Genomic DNA, 11,006 nt, shown 5'->3' on the forward strand with positions numbered 1-11,006 from the left:
TTTGTGGTCTGTGCTGAAGCTAAAGTATTGCCTCCAGTCTGTTCTAGGTTCCTGTTGAGGTGCGTCACCTGTAATGTCTTCAACGGAAATATTTGTCATTTGTCACTTGTCCTTTGTCACTTGTCCTTTGTCATTTGTCATTTGTCACTTGTCATTTGTCACTTGTCCAAAACCAATAACTAATGACTAATGACCAATGACTAATTGCTGTAATTAACTACAGGGGCTTGTGCGGGTGCTACCGTAACCCAGCCTTTGATTAATTCTTTTGATTCTTGGGCATATTCGGAAGCTGCTTGATTATTTGCAGTACATGGTTTACGATTTGCCGCTTCTGCAAGCCACTTCTTGTAATCTTCAGGGGACTCGACAACAACATTTGCCCGCATGGTTGCAAAGTAAGTACCGCTAAATTCGGAATCGGTCAATTCATATTTGCCAATGCGGATAGGGGTGAATTCAAAGTCAATGTTGCGGTTGGGAATAATGTCTTGCTTGACTCGGAAAGCCGGAATATAAAAGCCGTGGAGAACATCCTCAGATTGCATAGCTAAACGGATGCGATGATTGACGGGTAAATGTAGTTCGGTGCTGGTAATTCCTGTTTTTGGATAGCGGAAAACCCAAGCCCACTGTTTGGCATTAACTTCAATGTCTTCAAATGGGATTACATTTGATGTAGCATCAGTTGATGCAGTTGAGGAAGTTGGGGAGGCGGAAACTATCCCCGCATCTCCGTTAATTGGTGCAGCAGATGCCGATTTCATCCCTATTGGAATATGCAGATGCATAGCTTCCATTGGGCCTTGAATCCCCATTTGCTCGTAGATTTGGTAGCTGTAAGTGGCAATCCAAAACACTAGCAATACAGGAATTGCAGTCCAGACAATTTCTAGTGTGATATTTCCTTCAATTGGGGGGCCATCGCTGGTATCATATTGTTCTGCTCGATGGAAAATCGCTGAGTAGATAAGTGTTCCTGTGACTCCAAGGAAGATAAATGCTCCCAGTGTGATTAAGAAACTAAACAACTTATCGACAAGCTGCGATTCTGCTGCGGCTTGAGGAGGCATCCAGGAATACGTCCACTGCCCTATCAAAAGACTAACAGCAGTTAAGGCGATCGCTAACGCACTCAAGATCAAAATATTTCGGATTTTCATAGCGATAAAAGTCATTGGTCATTGGTCATTAGTCATTAGTCATTAGTTATTTACAAGGGACAAATGACAAAGGACAAACATGAGTTACTTCAGGAGTAAATTGGGGTCTTTACCCAAGCGCAACAATATATCAGCAGTATTGTGAACCCCAAACTCAGCAGCTAAGTGCGCTCCTAGCGTACCGTGGATGAACATGATGAACATGATGAACAGCCCAGAAACTAAATAAGTCCACTGCACCTGTTGACTGTCATCCTGATGCCAAATATAGCGCTGAAATCCTCTCCAAATAGCCATCCCAAGAATTAGCGCTAGTAGAAAAACACCACCTACTCCATGCCAAAGCATTGTTTCCATAGCTTCTAATCCCCAGGCACTCTTTACCCCAGTCAGGGGTTCTGCCAACATGATTTCGTAAAAACCTGCTGCTACCGTAAAAATTGTGATGAGTGCTGAACCTAGCATATTGTACCAGCCAGCATCAAAGAAGCTAGAACGAGTGGCAGGAACTGCTAAAAACTTGAAGATTGGTTGTTGTAGAGGGAAGAATGCACCAATCAAATCAAAGGTAATGCCAAGGATGAACAAACCTATAGTGAGATGAACTAAATTTGGGTGAATGGGTATAGTGTAGGGCAACCCATTTGCTCCCATCTGAGTCTTTAATTGCTCAATAACTTCAGGGTTCATTACAGTAAGCCCTCCTTTATGGCTTCAACAACTGGTACAGTGTGCAATCCATATACCCAAACCAATTCATCTCCGAAATACACTTGTATGCCTACCAAAACAGTCAAAAGTAGACTTGCTGCTAGATAATAAACTGATATTTTTTCTGGAGTGCGGCAATGAATCACGTAACGCCAAGCTGTAATAGCTGCCAGAATTCCTGCAAGTGACCAGCCAAGGAGCGTATGTAAATTAAGTACTGGTTGAGCTGCATTATAAGGTTGTGCTAAACCTGCTTCAAATTGACCAAAAATAACGGCGATGAAGATGGAGATTGTAGCGAAAAACATATTCCACCAACTCACCTCGAAAAGACGGTAGTTGCTAGTAAAGTATCCAATGACATCACACACGAAGGCAAACAACACCATCGCAATCACAAAATGGACAATGATGGGATGTATCGTATCAGGATACGGTAAATTATGGTTATTCAGAAGATTCTCAAGCATGGTATTCTACTGATATGTTAGTTAGTGCTTAGTGCTTACAAAGCAATACTTCGCAATCTTTTGATTTCTACAACAACTTAGATTGCACTTAAAATCCTTCTAAATAACAACAGCAATTCTGATGAGGAGAATTCTTTCACAGAGTAGCTTAATTCTTATAGGCAAATTAAACGTAGTTTTGCGCCCAGTGATTAAATTTGGTCACTAGTTTATCAAAATCGACTCCCATCGCTATGCGTCTGATAGTTGAGTATGAGGGAACACCGTGTTTTTGTATTTCAAATATTTTGATCAATACTCGACGATGCTGTTTGACGAAATCCCCCCACGCGCGGTATCCAACATATCCACTCATAGTACCCATTATTACAAACAGCAACACCAACCATAGTGGATGTCTTCGACCATCACTTGTTCTGAAGTCTTCTACTTGCCGCAGATGTTCAATCAGACAAGCACCCATGATTCTTATCCCCTCAACACTTGCAATTTTACCTGTTTTAGGGAATGAAACAGCCCTGCCTGCTCCCTGCCCCTTGTCCTCTTCAATGACTAAATAGGCTTCGGATATTATTATGCCCTAAGCTCATAATGAGAATTGCTGGTCTTGGAGTGTACTTTATTTTTTTGAAGAATTTTGTACTTTTGATTCTCCATATATAAAGAATATCATACATTTGTTAAAATTACTTGCGATCGCTAACTAATTTTCAAACAGTATGTGTGGTTACAATTAATCATGAACTTGAGGATTATCAGCCAATAATTGCGTTTTTTCTTTTATTTCAGTGTGAGGAGTTCTGACCTGTTCAAAAAAGTTAGATACTCAAGGTAAAGCCACAAGAATTCCCGCTAATACTACTAAAAATACTGCAATTCCAAAAATTTGATCGCGGGGAATTTCAAGAACACCGCGTAGAATCACCTCTCTTAAAGCAGAAACCATAGTAATCTCTACTGCTGCTGCCACGGATGTCCGTTGTTGTTGTATATGATCAATTAACAGGCGGAATAACTCTACTAAAATCAAAATGAACAGAATATCAGATGTTACTTGCCGTAAATCTAATGGACTCAAAAAGGAGAAGAACATATCTCCCAGTCGAATGAGCATCACACAGAATAAACCAAGACAGAGAGAAATGATAATAAAGTCTTGAAAAAACTCCAGGTTACGTACAATTGTATTTCTTTGTAGCCAGTCATTTAAGTTTAAAGTTAACCCTTTGAGCATCGTATTTCCTAACAGACTAGATTCATTTATTTATATAATTGAAATAGTGCTGAGTATCTAGCATCGATTACTCAGCACGGGCTAAACGCCCCGCTACCGCTAACGGACTGCATTCAACCCCCATTATTTAGCTATGGGGTTCAACTCAACCGTATTAAACGATTTTTAACCGTTGAGTTTATGTGCGGTTTCGGCAGTTTTCATTTTAGATGCTGCGGTTGTTAAGCTATTTGTAGCCTTGATGATCTCTTGTAAGGTTTCGTTGATCAGATTTTCATCAGGTGGAGCTTCTAATAAGTAAGTTTCTATGAAAATCTCCACTCGATTCATAATTATTTTGGCTTGAGAGCGTAGTCTGTTGAGGTCTTTGGTAGATAGATTATTCATTGTTTGAAGCTCCTTTGGTTTCGCGGGTTAATTCTACATTTTTAGTCAGCAATTCTCAGTCAAAGAGCGATTCTTACAGGTCAGCCCTTTTTTGAAACATAAAACTTGCTGGAATACCCATTAAATTGTTCGCCTGTTGACTGCTTAAATGCCTTCAGATTCCCCAAATTCGTAGAAAGGTTTCAAGCAGGAGAATTGCTATATCTGACAAGTTAGCGAGTCTATTTTAGGACTTACGCACTGAAAACGTAAAACTAGGGTTTGAGATTGCAACTCTTGGAGACGCTCTGTGTAGCTTGCTTATCGGTAGATGCGATGGCGTAACCGCCCACCGGAGGTGATCGCTGCACTCGCAATGACATAATTTTGTTACGGTGCGTAAGTTCTATATCTATTCCTGAGACTTACGCACCGTAATCATCTTTTGAGACTGAGTGTAGGGTTTTAAGTCTTTAAGCATCAAAAGCTTTGGTGCAGATATCAGAAGTTCTCCTTTAGTCGCCGCTCTTGCTAGCTTACTTAAGATTAAGGGTATGGTGAATGCTTAGAGTTCTATGTGTCTTTGGGCTGTTGATTCCTTTTATAGCAATTTGAAGCCGAAGTTATTCAGAGTCTCACGCACGTATTTGCACCCTTTTAAATAGTCTAAAGTGGCAATCCGCTCGGCTGAGTGTTGTGACCAATCACCAGCGACATTCATCTTTTGTTCAGTGTAGAATTCTTTCATGATATCGTTGTAGTGAGCGATCGCATCATCTTGCTCTGCCAATTTATAGGTTTCCCGGTGGAATACAGCTGGCTGAGGTAGGCGCGGCTTAACAACAGGTTGTGCTTCAGGATTGGGATAACCCACACACAACCCAAACACTGGGAACACAAAAGGCGGCAAATTCAACAATGTGGCTACCTCTTGAGTACTTTTGCGGATTGCGCCGATATATACCGTTCCTAAACCAACAGATTCAGCAGCTACAATCGCATTTTGCGCTGCGACTGAAGCATCGACTATGGCTTTAACCAACAGTTCTACGTAATCCAGAGCTACGGGAGTTAGTCCGCGACTGTCAGCAATATGAGCCAGACGACCTAAATCTGCTAACCAAACGAAGAATACGGGAGCTTGGTTAATCCATACTTGGTTATTAGCCAGCCTGCATAATTCTGCTTTGCGTTCTGGATCTTCAACTGCTACCACACTCCAGGTTTGCATATTAGCTGAACTAGGAGCAGATTGAGCAGCAGCAACTAGCCATTCCAGAGTTCCTGGTGGTAAAGGATCGGATAGATAAGACCGAACTGAACGGTGAGCTAGTAGTGTTTCTAGAGATTCGTTCCAGTCAATTTCGTAATTGAAGGGAACTTCACCGTAGCGCGATCGCAGTAGTTCTGTAGGATTGGTCATAGTCAGCTTTTGAGGAGTGAACACTTTTTGACGATTTCACAGGGATTACCAACAACGAAAAGGAAGAACTAGAAAGTCAGGAGGCTGATTTTCTGACAGAAGTAGAGAGAAAATACTTAATTGCTACGCGGCTAGCTGGGTTTCTCTAAAATCTGAAGTTAGATTGTTCCGAAAAAAAGCAACTCGTAAAGCTAGCCGAGACTCAGATGCAGGGCAAGTAAGCGGAGTAACCGTATGCCAAGAATTGTCAGAACGTGCGATCGCAACTGAGGAATCGCTGACGGGTAGAATATCTTGGAAGGCAGATTCCGGCTGGGAGTCTTTGAGAATTCGCAAACAGCCTCCCCAGTCTACAGACCATTGTTGATTGAAAAATAGCAGATGAGTTAAAACTTTGTTCGGCTCGTCTGTATGAGGGCGATGTAAGTGTCCAAAATTATACCGACGAAACCCAATACCCATTGCACAGTCCTTTAACTCCAACCCAGACATTTCGGCTATTGCTGCGCGGTAAGAATCTGTCCACAGTTCTTCTATCAGCTGTCGCCAGATATTACTAAGGGGAAGCAAGTTAGAAGTAAATCTCCCTTCTGCAATGCGCTGCTGCCAGCGACTATCGCTATATCTGAGCATCAAGGAAATATCCTCGCTACTGACAAACATTTTTGTCCACAGGTATCCGTATCCCTCGCCTTCTGAGAAGCGAAACTCTTCGTGGGGAAAACTGGCAGCTAGTTCTAAGCTTGCTTCTGGTGAAAGCAGGTTTTTGATCAAAGCCCAATTGTATGGGACTTTTTGCATTGCTGTGGTACGAATGGAATCAAAATTAAGCATGGTAGAAAAAACGCTTTAGTATAATTAACCAATCATGATTACCCTGGACATCAAGTGGTATTGGAGGATCAAGAACCGATTTACCTCTGCATAAGAAGCTTTGCTCAAGCCGCAGAAGTTTCATCGCCGCAACACTTAAAAGTCGTTCCAATCAATTTCGTAATTGAAAGGAATTTCACGCGATCGCAATAATTTTGTAGGATTTGTCATAGTCAACTTTTGAACTTGAACGCTTTTTTACAATTTCAGAGGGATTACCAACCCCATTGCAAATTTGTTTAGGTGCAAGACAACTCACTTTACCGATAGCGATTCTTCAGCACTGCTCAAAGTAGGTCAATATCAACCTCTTCAGAATCAAACTGCTTTCCTTGCTGTTTGAGTGATTGTCCTTGGAGACTACGCAACAGGGAGCGCAAAACATCAGTCTTAGTGCGTTGGAACTGCTTGCAGTACTGCTCTAGAAGTTGCCGTTCTTCTAGAGACAATTGAAAAGTGATCCATCCTTGCTCTTTTCTCGGCATAGTTATTACCAACATTATTGGTAGTATTCTAGCAGTTGGTACAATAACTGCGATGCCTGCGGCGGGCTGCGCCTACGCTAACCAGAGACGGAATTGTGATGCTTTCTTAACCTTCCCTACTCCCGATTCCCCTCTAAGTTCACCCTTGGGGAACAAAACTCAGAAGTTCTTCAACTGTGAGACTGCGCTTAACTTTTACTGACTGATGCTTTACAGCATCCAGCACTGATTGAATTTCGAGTTGACTGAGCGTTATTCCGTGTTCTTGCAGCACACTGAATATCAGATGCCGACCAGAATGTTTGCCTACTACCAAGCGGCGTTCCCAACCAACATCTTCCGGCGCAAACGGTTCGTAAGTACCGGGATTTTGCAACACACCATGAGCATGAATCCCCGACTCGTGTGCAAAAGTATTTTCACCCACGATCGCTTTCCAGGGAGGAACCGGCCAATTAGCAGCTTTCGCAACTAACCGTGACAGTTCCAATAGCCGTTTTGTATTAATACCCGTTGGAATGCCGTAGAGGTGTTTCAGTGCCATCACCATTTCTTCCAGCGCTGCATTACCTGCGCGTTCGCCAATCCCATTTACTGTAGTGTTGACCGATCGCGCCCCTGCTTCAATACCAGCTAGCGAGTTCGCCATTGCCAGTCCAAAATCATTATGTGTGTGCATTTCTATGGGAATGAATAGATGATGCACAAGGGAGCGAACTTTGCTGTAAGTGTTCAGAGGGTCGAGAATTCCTACAGTGTCACAAAAGCGAAACCGGAAAGCTCCCAACTCTTGAGCATAATACGCCACATCCAACAAAAAAGATGGATCGGCTCTGGAAGAATCTTCACCGCCAACAGATACAGCTAAACCGCGATCGCAAGCGAAATTAATCGCATCCCGCAGAAGATCCAGCATTACCTGCTGCTTACCCCCAAACTTGGCGGTAATCTGAATTTCCGATACAGGAACGGAAATATGCACCCGTTCTAAACCACAATCTATAGATGCCTGGATATCGGACAATTTAGCACGGTTCCAGCCAAGTAATTGGGCATTTAATCCCAGATTAGCGATCGCTCGGATCGACTCTGCTTCTTCTTGCCCCATTGCCGGCACACCAATTTCCAATTCTGGAACACCAATGGCATCAAGAAAAGTAGCGATCGCAATTTTTTCTTCAACGTTAAAGGCTACACCTGCCGCTTGTTCGCCATCTCGCAAGGTTGTATCGTTAATCTGAACTGGATGTTTGTTCATAGCGAAGTGATGATTCATTTTGCAGCTAACTTGTTGGGTGATTTTGATTTGCTTGAGGAATTGACGCAGTGTGCAACTTTCTTTGAGACGTAACCCCAACCTCTTCCCTACTAGTGTTGGGGAGTAAAAATCAAAGCCTCTCAGGAGTGGGGGAGAGGAATGGAAGTGAGATTCTAAGGAGAAGTTGCACATCGCGTTAATTAGTAATTGAAAGACAGAGCAGCTAACTTGAGTTGTGGAAACGAAAAGACATATTCCTTAGTCGTGCGGTAATAATTACGAATTACGTTAGCGACGCGCAAAGCGAGTCCGCGTACTCTGTAAGAGTTGCAAGCTACGCTTTTAGCGTCTCGTAGAAAGCGTCATTACTAGATATTTAGATATTTGCTACAACTTCGCCTATATTGCTAGTGTCATAGCCGCCGAGAATCTCTAATTGCGATCGCACTAGCTGATGTCCCAAGATACTGAGAAACTGCTTTACTGGTTCTTCTTCCAAGTATTCTTTAATAATCACCAAATCATATCGCGCCTGATGAAGGGGGATAAATCCCAATCCAAAGGCAGTAGCTATAGATGCCGTACTGATACCTGCATCAGCGATTCCTGAGACTACAGATAAGGCAACATCTTGATGGCTATGAACGATATGGTCAGATCCTTTAACTTTGTGCAATGGCACTCCTTCTTCTTGGAGTTTCCGTTCTAAAAGCATCCGACTGCCAGAACCCACTTCATGGGTGACAATAGTTGCTCCAAATTCTACCAAGTCGGAAACTGTTTTAACTCCCATTGGGTTTCCTGGTGGGACTAACAAACCTTCTTCCCAAACTCCAAGGGTAATCAAAACGGCACTCTTACCTGTTAGGGCTGACCGCACAAAGGGGATGTTATGTTCCCCAGTGTCAGCATCGTATAAGTGCATCCCTGCAATGTGAACTTCACCTCGGCACAAACTACGCAATGCAGCCCCGCTATGGGCGAAATGATAATGGATTCGTAGTTTTGGATGCCAACGTTCAGTTGCTCTTGCCAAGAGAGAAAGCACAGGTGTACAACCAGCAATCACAACTGTATTGTGCAGTTTATCTATATCATCCAGAAGCCTAACCTGGACTTTATTTGTACCGATCTGGCTCTGTGCTTTGCCCTCTGAGTGAGGCTCGTTACTAGCTACCTCGGTCACTGAGCGTAGCCGAAGTGCTGGCGCTAATGGCAATTTACTGATGCAGGGGAACTCTTTCACCCCTACGGATTCCCCAGTCTCTACAACGGGGTGACTCACCGCAACTGTCTCACCATCAGCTGGAATCATTTCGATCCGAAAAGCATCATTCCCCACAAGGGGATAAGCTATCCATTGATCCCCAACCCGCGCTAGACTAACTCGTGATTGCTGTTGCTTAGGGGCTGATCCCGCAAGAATTGCCTCAACTTCTGGTAAATCTTCCTCAAACCAGAATAAGTCCTCGACTTGGCAACCAAGCGCCTTAGCTAAACGTAGTGACATAGCAACAGAAGGAGCATATTGTCCCAATTCCACACCACCAATACTCTGACGAGTTACGCCAGCTATATTAGCTAATTCTTGTTGACTCATGCCCAAGCGAGTTCTAATTGACTTCAGGTTATTGCAAAGATTCACATCCAGTTTCATGAGGCTGTATCTCTCCGTTAGAAAAAGCCGCAGCGCACAAACTTAAATTTGTTGGGTCAATAGAAAGGTTTTCTAGTGTTTGCCGTTTTTGTTGTCAGACATGTTGATGTTTTGACAATTTTGCTTATTTGCTGCAAGCATAACATACACCTTGCTAAAATACTTGCATTTTTGGATACTATTTTAGCGATGCATCGCCTTTTCATCATCTGTTAACCAAGGCGATGCCTACGTCACCAACAGAAAACTTAGTCTGAGTGCGGTAAATCCCGATCTAAATGCCAATTGCCTTTTTTAATTGGTACTGCCACCCACTGGAGTTCCAACCATAAGATCGGGTTCTTTTCCTTCAACCTTGAGGCAGGGTCGCGGATAATGCGTGTGGCATTTATGCAAACAGCCTGACATATCCCCAAATCTTGGGCAACGTCTCTGAAAACATCTTTGTTGGCATTAATTGAGGCAAACAGCATATTAGGATAATAAACAACAAAATGTTGTATAAGTTTTGGAGGGCAGCCCCAGTAAGAGTTTACGAGTTCGACGTGACAGTACTGGAGCAACTCGCCGACTTTAGCACAGCGTCCCTTGACTACGGTGATAAATTTTTCGACTAAAACCTCTTCGGTCAACATAATGAGTTCTCCTCCTTCAATGAGGTAGACGGATTTTGGCGTGGTTCAGAACGCCGATTTCTCAAATGGTGGTAAGAAGTTTACGCAGTTTTTTCTGCTTTTTCGAGTAAGAGATTGCCAATTGCTCCAGACACTTTGTATGAGGGATAACCCCTACTGCATCGTCCTAGTCAAACAACCCAAACTTTACCAGCAGTTCCTCTAGCTGATCGTTAGACATAGATTTCGGAGTCACAAAATCTGTATTCTGGTCAATTGCCATTGCCAGGTTGCGATAGTGCTGCGCCTGTTCACACTCAGGAGCATACTCAATCACCGTCTTGCGGTGGAACTCTGCCCGTTGCACCATGTTGTCTCTGGGTATGGAGTAGATCATTTGAGTCCCCAGTTTCTCTGCCAGAGCTTTTATCAAATCATCTTCCTCATCGACTTTGCGAGAGTTGCAAATCAATCCTCCCAGACGTATACCGCCTATAGGAGCATACTTTTGAATGCTTCGGCAGATGTTGTTGACGGTATACATTGCCATAATTTCCCCAGAAGTAATAATGTAAACTTCTTGAGCTTTACGTTCACGAATGGGCATGACAAATCCACCGCATACCACGTCACCCAGACCATCATAAAATGTATAATCTAGTCTAACTGCATCATCATAAGCACCTAATTGTTCTAGCAACCCAATTGATGTCAGAATGCCTCTACCTGTGCATCCCACACCAGGTTCCGGC

11 protein-coding genes and 2 pseudogenes are annotated in these 11,006 nt (G+C 43.1%); all 13 read right to left on the reverse strand.

Translation table 11 applies throughout. From position 1 onward, the window contains the following. Positions 1 to 200 precede the first annotated feature (200 nt). Complete coding sequence (locus IQ229_RS01560; RefSeq protein ID WP_194040674.1) at positions 201 to 1,163, reverse strand: cytochrome c oxidase subunit II; 963 nt, start codon at positions 1,161 to 1,163, stop codon at positions 201 to 203. Positions 1,164 to 1,247: 84 nt separating this feature from the next. Further along, the gene (locus tag IQ229_RS01565; protein ID WP_194040658.1) at positions 1,248 to 1,853 is read right to left on the reverse strand and encodes a DUF2231 domain-containing protein; all 606 of its coding nucleotides are present in this window, start codon (positions 1,851 to 1,853) and stop codon (positions 1,248 to 1,250) included. Next, positions 1,853 to 2,344 carry a DUF2231 domain-containing protein gene (locus IQ229_RS01570; protein ID WP_194040660.1) on the reverse strand — a complete coding sequence of 164 codons (492 nt, stop codon included), beginning with the start codon at positions 2,342 to 2,344 and terminating at the stop codon, positions 1,853 to 1,855. The genes IQ229_RS01565 and IQ229_RS01570 overlap by 1 nt, the downstream gene beginning before the upstream one ends. A 166-nt stretch (positions 2,345 to 2,510) precedes the next feature. Continuing rightward, on the reverse strand, positions 2,511 to 2,807 hold the full coding sequence (locus IQ229_RS01575; protein WP_194040661.1) for a transposase family protein: 297 nt from the start codon (positions 2,805 to 2,807) through the stop codon (positions 2,511 to 2,513). A gap of 366 nt (positions 2,808 to 3,173) precedes the next feature. Further along, positions 3,174 to 3,578: pseudogene (locus tag IQ229_RS01580) on the reverse strand (phosphate-starvation-inducible PsiE family protein); the annotation flags it as partial. A 165-nt stretch (positions 3,579 to 3,743) separates the two neighbouring features. Beyond that, on the reverse strand, positions 3,744 to 3,965 hold the full coding sequence (locus tag IQ229_RS01585) for a hypothetical protein (RefSeq protein ID WP_094344907.1): 222 nt from the start codon (positions 3,963 to 3,965) through the stop codon (positions 3,744 to 3,746). A 580-nt stretch (positions 3,966 to 4,545) separates the two neighbouring features. Beyond that, complete coding sequence (locus IQ229_RS01590; protein WP_194040665.1) at positions 4,546 to 5,367, reverse strand: NADPH-dependent oxidoreductase; 822 nt, start codon at positions 5,365 to 5,367, stop codon at positions 4,546 to 4,548. 123 nt (positions 5,368 to 5,490) lie between these two features. Next, a complete protein-coding gene (locus IQ229_RS01595; RefSeq protein WP_194040667.1) occupies positions 5,491 to 6,201 on the reverse strand; it encodes a 2OG-Fe(II) oxygenase in 711 nt (236 codons plus the stop codon). A 383-nt stretch (positions 6,202 to 6,584) separates the two neighbouring features. Continuing rightward, positions 6,585 to 6,725: pseudogene (locus IQ229_RS01600) on the reverse strand (TOBE domain-containing protein); the annotation flags it as partial. A gap of 139 nt (positions 6,726 to 6,864) precedes the next feature. After that, positions 6,865 to 7,983, reverse strand: coding sequence for a homocitrate synthase (gene nifV, locus IQ229_RS01605; RefSeq protein ID WP_194040676.1), 1,119 nt, complete (start codon positions 7,981 to 7,983; stop codon positions 6,865 to 6,867). A gap of 376 nt (positions 7,984 to 8,359) precedes the next feature. Further along, positions 8,360 to 9,640, reverse strand: coding sequence for a substrate-binding domain-containing protein (locus IQ229_RS01610; RefSeq protein ID WP_194040669.1), 1,281 nt, complete (start codon positions 9,638 to 9,640; stop codon positions 8,360 to 8,362). 248 nt (positions 9,641 to 9,888) lie between these two features. Next, a complete protein-coding gene (locus tag IQ229_RS01615; protein ID WP_194040670.1) occupies positions 9,889 to 10,275 on the reverse strand; it encodes a hypothetical protein in 387 nt (128 codons plus the stop codon). A gap of 166 nt (positions 10,276 to 10,441) precedes the next feature. Next, positions 10,442 to 11,006, reverse strand: a 565-nt coding sequence (gene nifH, locus IQ229_RS01620; RefSeq protein WP_194040672.1) for a P-loop NTPase family protein, incomplete at its 5' end; no start/stop codon positions are given.

It is taken from the genome of Nostoc cf. edaphicum LEGE 07299, from assembly GCF_015207245.1.
Classification (GTDB): domain Bacteria; phylum Cyanobacteriota; class Cyanobacteriia; order Cyanobacteriales; family Nostocaceae; genus Nostoc; species Nostoc edaphicum_B.

Excerpts from the sequence above, each read along its gene's own strand:
- IQ229_RS01560 (WP_194040674.1), bottom strand. The coding sequence starts at position 1,163 with ATGAAAATCCGAAATATTTTGATCTTGAGTGCGTTAGCGATCGCCTTA.
- IQ229_RS01565 (WP_194040658.1), bottom strand. The coding sequence starts at position 1,853 with ATGAACCCTGAAGTTATTGAGCAATTAAAGACTCAGATGGGAGCAAAT.
- IQ229_RS01570 (WP_194040660.1), bottom strand. The coding sequence starts at position 2,344 with ATGCTTGAGAATCTTCTGAATAACCATAATTTACCGTATCCTGATACG.
- IQ229_RS01575 (WP_194040661.1), bottom strand. The coding sequence starts at position 2,807 with ATGGGTGCTTGTCTGATTGAACATCTGCGGCAAGTAGAAGACTTCAGA.
- IQ229_RS01585 (WP_094344907.1), bottom strand. The coding sequence starts at position 3,965 with ATGAATAATCTATCTACCAAAGACCTCAACAGACTACGCTCTCAAGCC.
- IQ229_RS01590 (WP_194040665.1), bottom strand. The coding sequence starts at position 5,367 with ATGACCAATCCTACAGAACTACTGCGATCGCGCTACGGTGAAGTTCCC.
- IQ229_RS01595 (WP_194040667.1), bottom strand. The coding sequence starts at position 6,201 with ATGCTTAATTTTGATTCCATTCGTACCACAGCAATGCAAAAAGTCCCA.
- nifV (WP_194040676.1), bottom strand. The coding sequence starts at position 7,983 with ATGAACAAACATCCAGTTCAGATTAACGATACAACCTTGCGAGATGGC.
- IQ229_RS01610 (WP_194040669.1), bottom strand. The coding sequence starts at position 9,640 with ATGAAACTGGATGTGAATCTTTGCAATAACCTGAAGTCAATTAGAACT.
- IQ229_RS01615 (WP_194040670.1), bottom strand. The coding sequence starts at position 10,275 with ATGTTGACCGAAGAGGTTTTAGTCGAAAAATTTATCACCGTAGTCAAG.